Below are 16,760 nucleotides of genomic sequence, written 5' to 3'. Positions count from 1 at the left end.
ATGTTGCCAATAACACGCCGTCGTTTGCTTACCGCTATGGTGATCTCTCCGCTGCTCTGGCAGCAAACGCTGCGGGCTGAAACGATTGATTCGCAGCGCATTGTCGCCCTGGAATGGCTGCCAATTGAATTAATGATGGCGCTGGGCGTGGTGCCGATGGCCGCAGCTGAACTCTTTAACTATCGCGACTGGGTCGGTAAGCCTGAACTGCCCGCGAGCGTGATAGATGTCGGGTTGCGCACCGAACCCAATCTTGAACTGCTTACGCAGCTCAAACCCTCTCTGATCCTTTACTCCAGCGGCTATGGCCCTTCACCGCAGACCTTATCGCGTATCGCTCCCAGCCAGGGGTTCGCTTTTAACAACGGCGACGGCAAACCGTTAACGGCGGCACGTCAGTCGCTAATGCAGCTGGCGCAGCGTATCGGCCGGGAGCCGCAGGCGCGGACACACCTGACGATGCTTGATGAATTTTTTGCCGATATGCGTACGCGTCTCGCACCGCGCGCTGCGAAGCCGCTGCTGCTGATGTCATTGATTGATAAACGTCATGCGATTGTTTTTGGCAAAGGCAGCCTGTTTTTAGAAGTGATGCAGAATCTTGGTCTGCAAAACGCCTGGCAGGGAGAGACAAATTTCTGGGGCAGCGCGGTGATCGGTATTGAGCGCCTGGCGGCCATCCATGATGCGGATGCGCTCTGTCTGAGCCACGGTGATGATGCCTTAATGAAGCAGATCGCTGCAACCGAGCTTTGGCAGTCGTTGCCTTTTGTTCGTCAGGGACGCTTTACCCGCGTGCCGACCGTCTGGTTTTATGGCGCGACGCTTTCAGCGATGGCGTTTTGCCAGACTCTCGATAAGGTACTGGAGGCATGATGCACGGGCGTTTCGCTTTACCGGTGATGCTGATCGGCACGCTGTTTCTGGGCGCGCTGGCATTGACCGGCCTGAATTTTATTCATCATCTGCCAACACAGCAGTGGCTAAATGCGTTAATGCAGCCGGATCGCAATAATATCGATCAGATGGTGTTTCACTTTAGCCTGCTGCCCAGGCTGGCGGTGGCGCTGCTGGCCGGGGCAGGGTTGGGGCTGGTAGGTGTGCTTTTCCAACAGGTATTGCGCAACCCGCTGGCGGAGCCGACTACGCTTGGCGTGGCGAGCGGCGCTCAGCTTGGCATCACGGTTGCAACCCTGTGGGCGCTGCCGGGCGGGATGTTCACGCAGCAGATCGCTGCGATGACGGGCGCGGTACTCATCGGCCTGCTGGTGTTTGGCATCGCCTGGGGTAAAAGGCTGTCGCCGGTGACCCTGATCCTCGCCGGGCTGGTAATGAGCCTTTACTGTGGCGCGGTTAATCAGATCTTCGCTATCTTCAATCACGATCAGTTACAAAACCTTTTCTTGTGGAGTACCGGCTCATTAAGCCAACAGGACTGGAGCAACGTGACCTTTTTGCTGCCGCGTTTGCTGCTGGGCTTTGTGCTGGCGCTGCTGTTGCGACGGCCTCTTACGGTGCTGGGGCTGGACGATGGCGTAGCTAAAAATCTGGGTATGGCGCTGTCGATGGTGCGTCTGGCGGCGCTGGGGCTGGCAATCATTCTGAGCGGCATGCTGGTGAATGCTGTCGGTATCATTGCCTTTATCGCGCTGTTTTCACCGCTGATGGCGAAACTGCTGGGCGCACGCCGTCTGGTTAGTCGTATGTTACTGGCTCCGCTGCTGGGCGCGCTGTTGCTTTGGCTGACGGACCAGTGCGTGATTTGGCTGACCGATAACTGGCGTGAGATTTCAACCGGCACCTTAACGGCGCTGGTTGGCGCACCCGTTCTGCTGTGGCTGTTGCCGCGCCTGCGTACCGGCGCGGTGCCGCCGCCGCTGAGTCAGGGTGACCGCGTGCCTGCGGAGCGTCAGCATGTGCTGTGGTGGGTGCTGGCGGCGCTTGGCGTACTGCTGCTGCTGGCGGTTAGCGCGCTGTCGCTGGGGCGTGATGCGCACGGCTGGCTGTGGGCGAGCGGCGAACTCTGGCATCAGCTCCAGCCGTGGCGCGCACCGCGCATGGTGGCCGCGCTGGCGGCAGGGGTGATGCTGGGCGTGGCGGGCAGCCTGATACAGCGCCTGACCGGTAACCCCATGGCCAGCCCGGAAGTGTTGGGCATCAGCTCCGGCGCAGCCTGCGGCGTGGTGCTGATGTTGTTTCTGGTGCCGGGCGACGCTTTTGCCTGGCTATTGCCTGCCGGCAGCCTTGGCGCGGCGGTTACGCTGCTGCTGATTATGCTGGTGGCCGGGCGCGGCGGTTTTTCGCCGGAGCGTATGCTGCTGGCGGGGATGGCTTTCAGCACCGCCTTTACCACATTACTGGCGATGCTGCTGGCCAGCGGCGATCCGCGCATGGCGCAGCTGCTGAGCTGGATCTCAGGTTCAACCTATGGCGTGGATGCGGCACAGGCGTTGCGCACCGCGCTGGTAGCCGTGGTGCTGGTGGTGATAGCTCCGCTCGCCAGCCGCTGGTTAACCATTTTGCCGCTGGGCAGCGCCACGGCGCGCTCCATTGGCGTCGCGCTGATGCCGGCGCGTTTTAGTTTGCTGCTGCTGGCTTCTGCGTTGACTGCCGCCGCGACGCTGACCATCGGACCGCTCAGTTTTATTGGGCTGATGGCGCCGCATATCGCACGTATGCTGGGATTCCGGCGGGCGCTGCCGCAGATGGTGGTTGCTGCGCTGATGGGCGGCGGTCTGATGATTGTGGCCGACTGGGGCGGCAGAATGGCGGCGTTTCCGAATCAGATCCCGGCGGGACTACTGGCAACCTTTATCGGCGCGCCTTATTTTGTCTGGCTACTGCGGAAAGTGAAATAACAACGGGCGCTGCAGGGCGCCCGTTAATGTTTAATGATGGCGGCGTGAGTTAAGCCGCTACAGGTAAACCCTTACAAACGCGCAAAGCTGCGACGCGCCGCATCAACCGTGCGCTGAATATCTTCAGCGCTGTGCACCAGCGACATAAAGCCCGCCTCAAACGCCGACGGGGCCAGGTAAACCCCTTCCTCCAGCATGAAATGGAAGAAACGCTTAAAGCGTTCGGTATCGCAACGCGTCACATCGTCATAACAGGTGACTTCCGCCGCATCGGTGAAGAACAGGCCGAACATGCCGCCGACATGGTTCACCACCAGCGGAATATTTTCCGCCTGGGCCGCCGCACGAAGGCCCTGCGCCAGCTGGTTCGTGAGCTCTGTCAGCGTGGCGTGCGTGCCGGGCCGGGAGATTTCCGTCAGGCAGGCGTAACCGGCGGCCATCGCGATCGGGTTGCCGGAGAGCGTACCCGCCTGGTAAACCGGGCCGGTCGGCGCCAGCGCTTCCATCACGTCACGACGTCCGCCAAATGCGCCTACCGGCATGCCGCCACCGATGATTTTGCCCAGGCAGGTCAGATCCGGCGTTACGCCATAGTGCGCCTGAGCGCCGCCCAGCGCTACGCGGAAGCCGGTCATCACCTCATCGATAATCAGCAGCGCACCGAACTCATCGCACAGCGCGCGCAGGCCGGGTAGAAAATCGGGCTGCGGCGGAATACAGTTCATATTGCCCGCCACCGGCTCAACGATAATACAGGCGATCTCATGCGGATATTGTTCGAACGCGGCGCGTACCGAGGCCAGGTCATTGTAGGTACAGGTCAGGGTATGCTTCGCGAAATCCGCCGGAACGCCAGGTGAATTTGGCTGGCCGAGCGTCAGAGCGCCGGAACCCGCTTTCACCAGCAGGCAGTCGGCATGGCCATGATAACAACCTTCAAATTTGATGATCTTATCGCGTCGGGTGAAGCCGCGCGCCAGGCGAATGGCACTCATGGTGGCTTCGGTGCCGGAGTTAACCATCCGCACCATTTCCATTGACGGTACCAGTTCGCACACCAGTTCCGCCATCTTCACTTCCATCTCGGTCGGCGCGCCAAAGCTTAAACCGCGTTCTGCCGCCTCAATGACTGCGTTGCGGATCGCCGGATGATTATGGCCCAACACCATCGGCCCCCAGGATCCAACATAATCGATATAGGCTTTGCCGTCGGCATCGTACAGCCAGGCGCCATCGGCACGCTCAATAAATAACGGGACGCCGCCGACGCCGGTAAAGGCGCGTACCGGCGAATTTACGCCGCCGGGAATGGAACGCTGCGCCTGCTGATACAGGTTTTCGGACTTACTCATTAATCGGCTCCTGAATGAAAGAAAAACCCGACCATTCTACGGGAACTTAGGGCCACGTTGAATGGCTGGCCAAAAGAGTATTGCGCAGGTTGGCATTTTTTGCCCCTGCATGGGGTGCGGCGTATGATAACGGACTTGATTAATTTACTGATGTGAGCGTTATGAACCAAACACCCACTTCCACCGAGCAGTTACATGTGGTTCCCCTGCGGCGTACCGATTTTCTGCGGATGCTGCTACGGCGTGATAAAACCCCCGTCGCAATTCTGTTTGTCGCAGGCATCGTCGGCACGCTGGCCGGGCTGATTGGGGTCGCGTTTGAGAAAGCGGTAACGGCGGTACAGGCCTGGCGGCTGGGCATGGTGGCCAGCACGGGCGATCATCTGTGGCTGGCTTTTCCACTGGCCTTTTTATTGTCTGCGCTGCTGGCCGTTTTCGGATACTGGCTGGTGCGACGCTTTGCGCCTGAAGCGGGCGGCTCTGGTATTCCGGAAATCGAAGGCGCGCTGGAAGAGCTGCGTCCGGTACGCTGGTGGCGCGTGATCCCGGTTAAATTCCTTGGTGGTATGGGCACGCTGGGGGCTGGCATGGTACTGGGAAGGGAAGGGCCAACGGTGCAGTTGGGCGGCAACGTTGGGCGCATGGTGCTGGATCTTTTCCGTATGCGCAGCGCTGAAGCGCGCCATTCGCTGCTGGCTACCGGGGCCGCCGCCGGTCTTTCCGCCGCGTTTAATGCGCCGCTGGCCGGCATTCTGTTTATTATCGAAGAGATGCGTTTGCAGTTTCGCTATAGCCTGATCTCCATTAAAGCGGTATTTATCGGCGTGATTATGTCGAGCATCGTGTTTCGCTATTTCAACGGCGAACATGCGGTGATTGCCGTCGGCAAGCTTGCCAGTGCGCCGATTAATACGCTGTGGCTCTATCTGGTGCTGGGTATGCTGTTCGGCATCGTCGGCGTGCTGTTTAACCGCCTGATTTTTATTACTCAGGACTTTTTTCAGCGGCTGCACGGCGGCGTGATGAAAAAAGCGCTGATTATCGGGGCGCTGCTGGGTGGGCTGTGCGGGGTTCTTGCGGTGATTAAACCAGAAGCGGCAGGCGGTGGATTTAGCCTGATCCCCATCGCGGCGGCAGGACACTATACCGTAGGGATGCTGCTGTTTATTTTTATCGCGCGCGTGGTTACCACACTGCTCTGTTTCGGTTCGGGCGCGCCGGGCGGCATCTTTGCGCCGATGCTGGCGTTGGGCACGCTGTTGGGCACCGCCTTCGGCATGGCCTGCGCTTCACTATTACCGGCGTTGACGCTCGACCCTGGTACCTTTGCCATTGCCGGTATGGGCGCGCTGTTTGCCGCCTCGGTGCGTGCGCCTCTGACCGGCATCGTGTTGGTGCTGGAGATGACCGATAATTATCAGCTGATTTTACCGATGATTATTACCTGTCTCGGCGCAACGCTGCTGGCGCAGTTTCTGGGCGGCAAGCCGCTCTACTCCTCACTGTTGGCCAGGACGCTGGCAAAGCAGCAGGCACAGCAGGATGAGGAAAAGGCACAGAGTGCGAGGGCGGATACTTGATTGCTGCACCAGGCTATTAGATAATATTGACAAGCGCGGCCATTTCTGGCCTGAGCCGGATTAATTGCGGAGTGTTTCAATGAGTGATGAAGTAGCAGCACTGCCGCTGCAATTTACCGAGGCGGCAGCCAGCAAGGTGAAAACCCTGATTGCTGATGAAGATAATCCTGATCTGAAACTGCGGGTTTATATTACCGGTGGCGGTTGCAGTGGTTTCCAGTACGGCTTCACCTTCGATGATAAAATCAACGATGGCGATATGACCATTGAGAAATCAGGCGTGTCGCTGGTTGTGGATCCGATGAGTCTGCAATACCTGGTGGGTGGCGCGGTGGATTATACCGAAGGTCTGGAAGGTTCCCGTTTTATCGTAACCAATCCCAATGCTAAAACCACCTGCGGCTGTGGTTCTTCCTTTAGCATCTGACAGAAGCGCGTGCTTTACCTCCTGTAAAGCACGCTCATTATTCCTGCCCTTTATCGCCCGTCAAACACGCTTCCCGCCTGACTTTTGCCTGCTATTGCAGCGCCTGACACAATTTTTCTGCGGCCAGCACGCTACGCGGACCGGGACGGCTTAGCCAGTCTTCGGGGATCGCTATCACCGGCACCGACAGTTGCGGCTGCCAGAATCGGGCCGTCTGAGTCGCGGCGTGGCTGTCGCCAGGCACGATAATCAGCTCGGGATGGCGGGCCAGTACCTGTTCGCGGCTGACCTGCGGCCAGGGCACCGGGCTGGCCGCAAACACATTCTCGCCGCCACACAGCGTCAACAGCTGGTTTTGTAAGGTTGCGCGTGCGGCAGTAAACAGCGGCTGCTGACCAAACTGTAAAAATACGCGCCGATGTTTTGGTTGTTTATTGTGTTGTTGCAATGCTTTAAAGCGCGCCGCAAGGCGATCTGCCGCATCATGAGCCTGCTGTGGAGAGGGACTCCACGCCGCCAGCTGATGTAGCGCGGCGACAATGCTTTCAATCGAGTCGGGATCCAGCCAGATAACCTTTACGCCCAGCGCGCGCAGCTGATCGATTTGCCGCTGCGGAGAACCTCCGCGCCACGCCAGCACCAAATCCGGCTTTAGCGCCAGAATGCGTTCCAGCTTAATACCCTGCCAGTTAGCGACCTGCTCCAGCGATTTCGCTTCAGGCGGGTAATCGGACCAGGCGCTAACCGCCACCGGCGTGATCCCGGCGGCGAAGGCGAGTTCAGTAAGATGCGGTGCCAGCGTAATAACACGCGGCGCACTGGCCGCCAGCGCCAGGCTGGAAAAGAGCCAGAGCGCCAGCAAGGTGATAAGGCGTTTAGCCACGCGCCAGGTTGCCCAGCAGCGTTTCCACCAGCAGTGAAGATTGCTTAGCAGCAACGCTAAGGAACTCTTCAAAGCTAAGGTGAGATTCCTGATCGGCAACGTCAGAGATAGCGCGAATTACCACAAAAGGCGTGGCGAACTGATGACAAACGTGACCAATCGCCGTGGCTTCCATCTCTACCGCAATCGCCTGCGGGAAGGTGGTGCGAATACGCGCCAGCGGTTCTGCGCCGTTGATAAAGGCATCGCCGCTTACGACCAGACCGCGTACCGCGTGCAGATTTAGCTGATTAATGCACGCTTCTGCGGCGGCAATCAGCGCGCTGTCAGCCGGAAAAGCGGCCGGGCAGCCTGCCATCTGGCCTGGCTCATAGCCGAAGGCGGTGACGTCCGCATCGTGATAACGCACCTCGTCCGATACCACGATATCGCCCACTTTCAGCGAAGAGTCCAGGCCACCCGCCGATCCGGTATTGATAATGAAATCAGGACGGCAGCGTTCCAGCAGCAGGGCCGTGCCCAGCGCGGCGGAAACTTTACCGATCCCTGATTTCAGCAGCGCCACCTCCACACCGTTCAGGGTGCCGGTATAAATTTCACAGCCAGCGACAGAAATAGTCTGACGATTCTCGATTTTATCGCGCAGCAGTGTGACTTCCTGCTCCATTGCACCAATAATGCCTGCTTTCATAGGGTTACTCGCTAAGTAATTAAAGTGGAATTCAGCGTTTGAACTGTTGCATAGTCTACCACAGGCCCACGGCAAGATGTTTTCATGCAGAAACAAGGGGAATCAATGGATAAGATTAATTTCCGGCAGCGGATCAGCTTTCAGCGCCCATGGAACAGTCGGGAAGCGCCGCAGGGCGAATATGCCATTACCCGTCATTTTGAAAGCGATCGTGGGCGTATTATTAATTCTGCAGCCATCCGTCGTTTGCAGCAGAAAACCCAGGTGTTTCCGCTGGAGCGCAACGCTGCTGTGCGTTCGCGGCTGACACATTCGCTGGAGGTGCAGCAGACCGGACGTTATATCGCAAAAGAAATCCTTGAAACCCTGAAAACGCGCGGCGGCCTGGAAAAATATGGTCTGCAGGAGTTATCCGGCGCGTTTGAAAGTCTGGTGGAGATGGCCTGTTTGTTGCACGATGTAGGCAACCCGCCCTTCGGTCATTTTGGCGAAGCGGCGATCAACGACTGGTTTGACGCCAATTTACCGGCTGAGCTGGTGGATCCGTTGGTGGCAGGCGTAGACGATGGCGATGCGCAGCAGCAGGCGGATTTCAGCGCCCTGAATGCGATTATCCGCCAGGATCTTTGTCATTTCGAAGGCAACGCGCAGGCGATTCGTCTGGTACATACGCTACTGCAGCTAAACCTGACCTACTGCCAGGTCGCCTGTATTTTGAAATATACCGCGCCCGCCTGGTGGCAGGGCGAGAAGCCAGCGCAGTTCAGCACCCTGATGAAAAAGCCGGGCTTTTATCTTTCCGAGCGCCATTACATCGCTGAACTACGCGCGGCCACGCAGCTGCAGGAGCATCACCGTTTTCCGTTAACCTGGATCATGGAAGCGGCAGATGATATTTCCTACTGTATCGCCGACCTCGATGATGCGGTAGAGAAGGCCATTTTCAACGTTGATACGCTGTATGGCTATCTGGAAAAACTGTGGGGGCCGGTGCGTCCCGGCGATGCCTTCAGCCGCACCATTGGTTATGCCTGGCGCGAGGCAAATGGAAAGAAAATTCGCGGCCGCAGCGATCAATTTTTTATGTCGCTGCGCGTGAGCGTGCAGAATGTGTTGGTCGCCCACGCGGTTAATCGTTTCGTGGATAATCTGGCGGCCATTTTTAACGGCGACTTTAATCATGCGTTGCTGGAAGACGAGGGCGAAGAGGGCAGGCTGCTGAAGTTATTTAAAACCGTCGCGCGCCGCCATGTATTTAATCATTCAGAAGTTGAACAGCTGGAATTACAGGGCTATCGGGTAATAAAAGGGCTGCTGGAGATTTACCAGCCGCTGCTTAAGCTAAATTATGAAGCTTTTACTACGCTGATGACCGAAGATTTCCTGGCCGGACATCCTATCGAAACCCGGCTGTTTCATAAGCTCTCCGGCAAACACCGCCGTGCTTATCAACAACATATGCGTACCTTAAAAATTGAGCATAAATATCAGCGGCTGTTGTGGGAACGTTATTATCGTGCACGTCTGATTCAGGACTATATTAGTGGGATGACCGATCTTTATGCCTGGGATGAATACCGGCGTTTAATGGCGGTTGAATAGTGAAGTAATAAAAAAGGAGTTTTGTAAAGATGCAGAATATTTTTTTACTTTTGCCAAAAAGTTACTGATGAACTTTGCGGTAAAAATTTAATCTCATCAACACGGCCAAAGTGATGGTCAGCTTCATTGATCCAATACGAGTAACAGACGAATGAAAAAAACAACTCTTGTATTAAGCGCATTAGCTCTCAGCCTGGGTATGGCGATGAGCCCGACTTACGTTATGGCTGCTGAAACAGCCTCTTCCTCCACTCAGCAACTTCCCAGCCTGGCACCTATGCTGGAAAAAGTGATGCCGTCGGTTGTCAGCATCAACGTTGAAGGCAGCACATCGGTGAAAACGCCGCGTCTGCCGCCGCAGTTCCAGCAGTTCTTTGGCGATGACTCACCGTTCTGTCAGGATGGGTCGCCATTCCTGAACTCGCCGATGTGCCAGGGCGCCGCGCCTGGCGGCAATGCGCCTCAGCAAAAATTCCGCGCGCTGGGTTCTGGCGTGGTTATCAATGCGCAGAAAGGGTATGTCGTCACCAACAACCATGTCGTGGATAATGCCACCAAAATTCAGGTGCAGCTCAGCGACGGACGCCGTTATGAGGCGAAAGTGATCGGCAAAGATCCGCGTTCCGATATTGCGCTGATTCAGCTTCAGGATTTTAAAAATCTTACTGCCATCACCATGGCTGACTCTGACACTCTGCGCGTCGGTGACTATACGGTCGCGATCGGTAACCCGTACGGACTGGGCGAAACCGTCACTTCCGGTATTGTCTCCGCGCTGGGTCGTAGCGGCCTGAATGTGGAAAATTACGAGAACTTTATCCAGACCGATGCGGCCATTAACCGTGGTAACTCCGGCGGCGCGTTGGTTAACCTGAACGGTGAACTCATCGGAATTAATACCGCGATACTGGCTCCGGACGGCGGCAACATCGGTATCGGCTTCGCCATCCCCAGCAATATGGTGAAGAACCTCACTGCACAGATGGTGGAATATGGTCAGGTAAAACGCGGCGAGCTGGGCATCATGGGCACCGAGCTGAATTCCGAGCTGGCGAAAGCGATGAAAGTGGATGCGCAACGCGGCGCCTTTGTCAGCCAGGTGATGCCGAAGTCTTCCGCCGCTAAAGCGGGCATTAAGGCGGGCGATGTGATTACCTCGCTGAATAAAAAACAGATCTCCAGCTTTGCCGCGCTGCGTGCTGAAGTCGGCTCGCTGCCGGTTGGCACTAAGCTGGAGCTGGGCCTGTTGCGTGACGGTAAACCGCTGACGGTTACGGTTGAGCTGCAACAAAGCTCACAGAGTAATGTCGATTCCGCAACCATCTATACCGGCATTGAAGGCGCGGGCCTGAGCAACTCGGAAGTTAACGGTCAGAAAGGCGTGCGGGTGGACAGCGTTAAGCCTGGCAGCTCCGCAGCGCGTATCGGCCTGAAAAAAGACGATATTATTCTTGGTGTTAACCAGCAACCGGTGACCAACCTTGGCGAGCTGCGTAAAATCCTTGATACCAAGCCTTCCGTGCTGGCGCTGAATATCAAACGTGGCGACAGCAATATCTATCTGCTTATGCAATAACGCGTTCCTGCCGGGAAACCCGCAGCAAAACAGAGTCATCAACGGCCCGACGGCTTGTTCGTCGGGCCGTTTTTAGTTTGTGATATCGCCCGCAAATTCATTAACCGAAGCGGCGCTTCGTGCAAATGCACAATGCTTTGCTGCGATCGCCAACGTATGCTGCTTCTTCAGGCCCTGGCTGGAGTGAAAGATGGCTAATTATTACCTGGATGCTCGTCTGGCCCAGGATATCGTTGCGCGCACCATGAAAATTATCGACAGTAACGTCAATGTTATGGATGCCCGTGGCCGGATTATCGGCAGCGGCGATCGGGAACGCATTGGTGAATTGCACGAAGGCGCGCTGCTGGCGCTGTCGCAAGCGCGTGTAGTGGATATTGACGAAGCCGTTGCGCGCCATCTGCATGGTGTACGGCCCGGTATCAATTTACCGCTGCGTATTGCCGGTGAAATCGTGGGGGTAATCGGCCTGACTGGCGATCCCGTTTCGCTACGTCAGTATGGCGAGCTGGTCTGTATGACGGCGGAGATGATGCTGGAGCAGGCGCGACTGCTGCATATGCTGGCGCAGGATAGCCGTCTGCGTGAAGAGCTGGTGCTGAATCTTATCCGTAGTGAAACCCTTTCTCCGGCGCTGATGGCATGGGCGCAGCGGCTGGGTATCGACCTTAATCAGCCGCGTGTGGTTGCAGTGGTCGAGGTCGACAGCGGTCAACTGGGCGTGGACAGCGCGATGGCGGAGCTGCAGCAGTTGCAAACGCTGTTGACCATGCCAGAGCGCGATAATCTGATTGCCATCGTTTCGCTTACGGAAATGGTGGTGCTGAAACCGGCGCTGAATGCTCATGGCCGTTACGATCAGGATGAGCATCGGCGGCGCGTTGATCAACTGTTAGGGCGCATGAAAGAGAGTGGGCATCTGCGTATTCGCATCGCGCTGGGCAACTACTTTACCGGCGAGGGCAGTATTGCCCGCTCTTACCGCACGGCGCAAACCACCATGAACGTTGGCAAACAGCGTATGCCGGAACAGCGTAGCTTTTTTTATCAGGATTTAGTGCTGCCGGTGCTGCTTGATAGCCTGCGCGGCGGCTGGCAGGCAAATGAGCTGTCACGTCCACTGGCAAAACTGAAAGCGATGGATAATAACGGCCTGTTGCGCCGTACGCTAATCGCCTGGTTCACTCATAACGTGCAGCCCTCGGCCACCGCCCGGGCGCTGTTTATTCATCGTAATACGCTGGAGTACCGGCTAAACCGGATTTCTGAACTGACCGGACTTAACCTGGGCCATTTTGACGATCGGCTGCTGCTGTACGTGGCGCTACAGCTGGATGAGCAGCCTTAAAGAGAATACGCCGCAGCGCGGCGTATCAGGCGGGTTGATAACCTCATGCCCGAAAAGCCAGGCGTGTTGGCTATCCTGTTTTTTCATTAGCGGCTGTTGCGCGTCAGCTTATCCAGATCGGATTCAATTTCAGCAATCTTGTTGGAAACCACATTTTCCAGATGACGCAGGTCGTCAAGGATTTTACGCTTCAGATCGATTTCTACCTGGTCGCGCTGGCAGATCTGATCCAGCTCATCAATCACATAGCGCAGGTTAGGGCTGATCTCCTGCACCTCTTTATAACCTTGTCCAATGCCATCCGCCACGACGGTTTTACGCTGGCGCGGATATTTAAATTTAACGCTTTTGGCAAAAAATTCGCCTTTATCTTTACGGAAGTAAATTTTCAGAATGTCGTTATTCGCTTCCTGACGCAGGCTATAGCGATCGATATCTTCCGGATTGGAAATGCCCAGGCTTTTTAAATTGTCATACATGGCGATGTTTCCTGTGAACGTGAAATTAGGGCGTCGCAACTTTTCCGTTACACCTTATTTCGGCCCTAACGCTGTACGAGCATCCTGCTGAAACAGCACAAAGGGCCTGTCATCACTGTAGACATAAACGACGACTTTCGGGAAATTGCGCCGCAGAAATGGCGGAGATGAATTATCACCTGCATAAAAAATAAACGCACCTTTAATTTACAGGCAAAGCAAAGCGGCGTGAATAACGGTAAGGGAACAAGGAAAACGCAGGCCGGAACGGCGCTGGAAAAGGTGAAAGCAGACGCGAATGTGCCCTGCCGTTAAGGCAGGGCAGAAAATTATGCGTTATTCATCAATGGTGCGCAGCAGCTCATTGATGCCAACTTTGCCGCGGGTTTTTGCATCAACTTTTTTCACAATGACCGCGCAATAGAGGCTGTAAGAGCCATCTTTTGACGGCAGGTTGCCAGAAACCACAACGGAGCCAGCCGGAACGCGGCCATAGTGGATTTCGCCGGTTTCACGATCGTAAATTTTGGTGCTTTGACCAATATAAACGCCCATGGAAATCACGGAACCCTCTTCAACGATTACCCCTTCGACGATTTCAGAACGGGCGCCGATAAAGCAGTTGTCTTCAATGATGGTCGGGTTAGCCTGGAGCGGCTCCAGTACGCCGCCGATGCCGACGCCGCCGGAAAGATGCACGTTTTTACCAATCTGAGCACAGGAACCCACGGTCGCCCAGGTATCAACCATCGAGCCTTCATCAACCCATGCGCCAATATTGACATAGGAAGGCATCAGCACGGTGTTACGGGCAATAAAGGCGCCCTGGCGAACGGCCGCTGGTGGCACGACGCGGAAGCCCTCTTTTTTGAAGCGCGCTTCATCATAAGCGGCAAACTTCATCGGCACCTTGTCGTAATAGCGGCTTTCTGCGCCGTCGATTACCTGATTGTCATTGATACGGAAAGAGAGCAGCACCGCTTTTTTCAGCCACTGATGCGTGACCCACTCACCATCAATCTTTTCGGCTACGCGCAGGGCGCCGCTGTCCAGCAGAGCGATAACTTGCTCTACGGCTTCGCGGGTGGCGGAATCCACGCTGGCAGGCGTGATATCGGCACGGCGCTCAAACGCGCTCTCAATGACACTCTGTAACTGTTGCATGTGTATATTCATCCTGGTTATTGCATTCACCATCGCACACTATCGCTGTTGCTCCGATGGTTTGGCGAACGGTCGTGTAAAAAGATTTGAGTCACACTTTATCGTTTGGATCCAGGGCCTCTGTCAACCGTTGTTGCAGCTTATGTCGCAAATTGGCGCTCAGCGCCCGGCGTTCATCATCAGCCAGAATAAACAGATCCTCGACCCGTTCGCCGATGGTGCTGATGCGCGCGCCGTGCAGCGAAATGCCCAGATCGGCAAAGACTTCGCCCACCTGCGCCAGCAGGCCAGGACGATCAAGCGCAATCAGCTCCAGCCAGGTGCGGCGTTCGTTAAAAGAGGGCAGAAAACGCACTTCGGTATCGACATTAAAGTGCTTCAGCTTGGCTGACTGGCGGCGGGTGCGCGGCGGGGTCCAGCTGGTTTGGGTAATCGCCTGATCCAGCGCCTGGATAATCATCTGGTGGCGATCCGCCGCCAGCGGGCTGCCGTCCGGCTCCAGCACGATAAAGGTATCCATTGCCATACCGTCACGGCTGGTAAAGATCTGTGCATCGTGCACGCTGAGATTACGGCGGTCCAGCTCGCCCGCAACGGTGGCAAACAGATAGGGGCGATCCGGGCTCCAGATAAAGATTTCCGTGCCGCCTCGCGTCGCCTGCGGACTGACCAGTACCAGCGGCTTGTGCAGGTCATGGTTCATTAAATGCCGCGCATGCCAGGCGAGCTGGTTAGGCGTATGGCGCAGAAAATAGTCGGCGCGACAGCGGCTCCAGATTTGGTGCAGCCTCTCTTCATTGATATTGTCCATACGCAGCAGGGCCAGCGCCTGCAGACGATGATGGCGCACACGTTCACGCAGATCGGGTGAATTTTCCATTCCGCGTCGCAGCTGTTTTTCCGTGGCAAAAAACAGCTCGCGCAACAGGCTCTGTTTCCAGCTATTCCACAGCGTTTCGTTGGTGGCGCAAATATCCGCTACCGTCAAACAGACCAGATAGCGCAGACGATTTTCATTCTGCATTACCTCTGCGAACTGCTGGATCACCGTTGGATCCTGTATATCGCGCCGCTGAGCGGTCACCGACATCAGCAGATGATAACGCACCAGCCAGGCAACCAGCTGCGCCTCGCGCGAGTTCAGACCGTGCAGTTCGGCAAAGTCCAGCACATCCTGTGCGCCAAGAATGGAATGGTCGCCGCCGCGACCTTTGGCGATGTCGTGAAACAGCGCTGCCAGCAGCAGCAGCTCCGGCTGCGGCAGACGCGGCCACAGCTCGACGCAGAGCGGATGGCGCGAGCGGGTCTCTTCGCTGGCGAAGCTTTCCAGCTTTTGCAGCACACGAATGGTATGTTCATCCACCGTGTAAGCGTGAAACAGATCGAACTGCATCTGACCGACGATTTTACTCCACTGCGGCATATAAGCAGAGAGAACGCTGTGACGATGCATCGGCACCAGCGCCCGGCTGACCGCGCCCGGATGGCGCAGGATAGCGAAAAAATAGCGTCGCGCCTCCGGCAGGTTACAGAGCGGCTGCTGCAAATTACGACGCGCATAGCGTAGCTGACGCAGCGTAGAGGAATAGATGCCTTTGATATTTTCATTGCGCACCATTACCCAAAACATGCGCATGATCGCTTCCGGCTGACGACTGAAGAGCGCATCATCGCGTAGATCGATCAGGCTGCCGCGCAGTTGGAAATCGTCATCAATGGGCTGCGGTTTGTCGGTGGCGTCCAGCGCTAAAATTGCATCGTCAAACAGCTGGAGCAGCATTTGATTCAGTTCGCCGATGCGCCGCGTAACGCGGAAAAAATCTTTCATCATTCGCTCGACCGGCTCGTTACCTTCGCCCTGGTAATCCAGGCGTTGCGCGACGGTGAGCTGACGGTCAAACAGCAGGCGGTTATCGTAGCGGGGCAGAGTAAGATGCAGGGCGAAACGGATACGCCAGAGAAAGGCCTGACACTCGTTCAGCTCATTGCGTTCGGCTTCGGTAAGAAAGCCGAAACCCACCATTTCATCCAGTGAGGTGGCGCCGAAGTGGCGGCGCGCCACCCACAACAGCGTATGAATATCGCGCAGGCCGCCGGGGCTGCTTTTTATATCTGGCTCCAGATTGTAGCTGGTGCCGTGATAACGCTTGTGACGCTCCTGCTGTTCGGCGATTTTGGCAGCGTAAAAACGCCAGGAGGGCCAGAAGCCGTCGCTGAAAATATGCTTTTGCAGTTCCAGAAACAGCGCCACGTCGCCAACCAGCATACGCGATTCAATCAGATTGGTGGCAACGGTTAAATCAGAAAGCCCTTCCAGCAGGCACTCTTCCAGCGTGCGCACGCTGTGACCCACCTCCAGCTTCAGATCCCACAGCAGCGTCAACAGATCGCTGGCCGCTGCCGCCGTCTGCTCATCCAATGCTCTGCGGCTGAGGATCAGCAGATCAATGTCGGAAAGCGGATGCAGCTCGCCGCGACCATAGCCGCCTACCGCAACCAGTGACATGCCATCGCGCGCTTCGAAGCCATAAAAACGCCACAGGCGACGCAGCAAGGTATCAATAAACAGCGTGCGGGCGTCGATCAGGGCCGCGACATCTTCTCCTTCGTCAAACGCGGCGGCCAAATGCTGCTGGAAGTTTTCAAGATGCTGTCTGAGCTGTTCACGCGTGAGCTGCGTATCGTCCCAGCCTGACGCGGATTCGGCCAGGCTACTTATTACTTCATTAGTCACGCTATTGCGCATGGAAGAGTTGCTCCGCTTTCGCCATAAAAAAAGCCGACGTTAAGTCGGCTCTTG

At 56.3% G+C, this 16,760-nt stretch carries 13 protein-coding genes; 7 read left to right on the top strand and 6 right to left on the bottom strand.

Features of this window, described 5'->3' with window-relative positions; genetic code table 11:
- Together fhuD and fhuB are read left to right on the top strand one after the other, a co-directional pair.
- Positions 1 to 876, top strand: coding sequence for a Fe(3+)-hydroxamate ABC transporter substrate-binding protein FhuD (fhuD, locus tag B1H58_RS03125; protein ID WP_085067935.1), 876 nt, complete (start codon positions 1 to 3; stop codon positions 874 to 876).
- Complete coding sequence (fhuB, locus tag B1H58_RS03120; RefSeq protein ID WP_418304146.1) at positions 876 to 2,858, top strand: Fe(3+)-hydroxamate ABC transporter permease FhuB; 1,983 nt, start codon at positions 876 to 878, stop codon at positions 2,856 to 2,858. Before fhuD ends, fhuB begins: the two co-directional genes overlap by 1 nt.
- Positions 2,859 to 2,929: 71 nt before the next feature.
- Here fhuB and hemL read toward each other — a convergent pair whose 3' ends face one another.
- Positions 2,930 to 4,210: a glutamate-1-semialdehyde 2,1-aminomutase gene (gene hemL, locus B1H58_RS03115; protein ID WP_085067933.1), complete on the bottom strand. Its 1,281-nt coding sequence runs from the start codon at positions 4,208 to 4,210 to the stop codon at positions 2,930 to 2,932.
- 161 nt (positions 4,211 to 4,371) lie between these two features.
- Between hemL and clcA the strand changes: the two genes are divergently transcribed.
- Both clcA and erpA read left to right on the top strand, forming a co-directional pair.
- On the top strand, positions 4,372 to 5,790 hold the full coding sequence (clcA, locus tag B1H58_RS03110; RefSeq protein WP_085067932.1) for a H(+)/Cl(-) exchange transporter ClcA: 1,419 nt from the start codon (positions 4,372 to 4,374) through the stop codon (positions 5,788 to 5,790).
- 79 nt (positions 5,791 to 5,869) lie between these two features.
- A complete protein-coding gene (erpA, locus tag B1H58_RS03105; RefSeq protein ID WP_085067931.1) occupies positions 5,870 to 6,217 on the top strand; it encodes an iron-sulfur cluster insertion protein ErpA in 348 nt (115 codons plus the stop codon).
- A 91-nt stretch (positions 6,218 to 6,308) separates the two neighbouring features.
- On the opposite strand, the gene btuF is transcribed toward erpA, so the two are convergent.
- Together btuF and mtnN are read right to left on the bottom strand one after the other, a co-directional pair.
- Positions 6,309 to 7,100, bottom strand: a complete 792-nt coding sequence (gene btuF / locus B1H58_RS03100; RefSeq protein ID WP_085067930.1) for a vitamin B12 ABC transporter substrate-binding protein BtuF — start codon at positions 7,098 to 7,100, stop codon at positions 6,309 to 6,311.
- On the bottom strand, positions 7,093 to 7,791 hold the full coding sequence (gene mtnN, locus B1H58_RS03095) for a 5'-methylthioadenosine/S-adenosylhomocysteine nucleosidase (RefSeq protein ID WP_085067929.1): 699 nt from the start codon (positions 7,789 to 7,791) through the stop codon (positions 7,093 to 7,095). Before mtnN ends, btuF begins: the two co-directional genes overlap by 8 nt.
- A gap of 105 nt (positions 7,792 to 7,896) precedes the next feature.
- On the opposite strand from mtnN, the gene dgt reads away from it, so the two are divergent.
- From dgt to B1H58_RS03080, 3 genes are all read left to right on the top strand, one after another.
- The gene (gene dgt / locus B1H58_RS03090; protein WP_085067928.1) at positions 7,897 to 9,393 is read left to right on the top strand and encodes a dGTPase; all 1,497 of its coding nucleotides are present in this window, start codon (positions 7,897 to 7,899) and stop codon (positions 9,391 to 9,393) included.
- A 151-nt stretch (positions 9,394 to 9,544) separates the two neighbouring features.
- Positions 9,545 to 10,969, top strand: coding sequence for a serine endoprotease DegP (gene degP, locus B1H58_RS03085; RefSeq protein WP_085067927.1), 1,425 nt, complete (start codon positions 9,545 to 9,547; stop codon positions 10,967 to 10,969).
- Between the two features lie 190 nt (positions 10,970 to 11,159).
- Positions 11,160 to 12,317 (top strand): CdaR family transcriptional regulator, encoded by a 1,158-nt coding sequence (locus tag B1H58_RS03080; RefSeq protein ID WP_085067926.1) that lies wholly within the window; start codon positions 11,160 to 11,162, stop codon positions 12,315 to 12,317.
- A gap of 86 nt (positions 12,318 to 12,403) precedes the next feature.
- Here B1H58_RS03080 and B1H58_RS03075 read toward each other — a convergent pair whose 3' ends face one another.
- The 3 genes from B1H58_RS03075 to glnD all read right to left on the bottom strand — a co-directional run bounded on the left by B1H58_RS03075 (position 12,404) and on the right by glnD (position 16,706).
- Positions 12,404 to 12,796 (bottom strand): DUF3461 family protein, encoded by a 393-nt coding sequence (locus B1H58_RS03075; RefSeq protein WP_085067925.1) that lies wholly within the window; start codon positions 12,794 to 12,796, stop codon positions 12,404 to 12,406.
- A 336-nt stretch (positions 12,797 to 13,132) separates the two neighbouring features.
- Entirely contained in the window at positions 13,133 to 13,960 is an 828-nt protein-coding gene (gene dapD / locus B1H58_RS03070; protein WP_085067924.1) for a 2,3,4,5-tetrahydropyridine-2,6-dicarboxylate N-succinyltransferase, read from the bottom strand.
- Positions 13,961 to 14,051: 91 nt separating this feature from the next.
- On the bottom strand, positions 14,052 to 16,706 hold the full coding sequence (gene glnD, locus B1H58_RS03065) for a bifunctional uridylyltransferase/uridylyl-removing protein GlnD (RefSeq protein ID WP_085067923.1): 2,655 nt from the start codon (positions 16,704 to 16,706) through the stop codon (positions 14,052 to 14,054).
- Positions 16,707 to 16,760: the final 54 nt, after the last annotated feature.

The sequence above is a fragment of the Pantoea alhagi genome (assembly GCF_002101395.1).
GTDB lineage: Bacteria > Pseudomonadota > Gammaproteobacteria > Enterobacterales > Enterobacteriaceae > Mixta > Mixta alhagi.
Note: the sequence above shows the minus strand (reverse complement) of the source record. Positions and strands in the feature narration are given on the sequence as shown.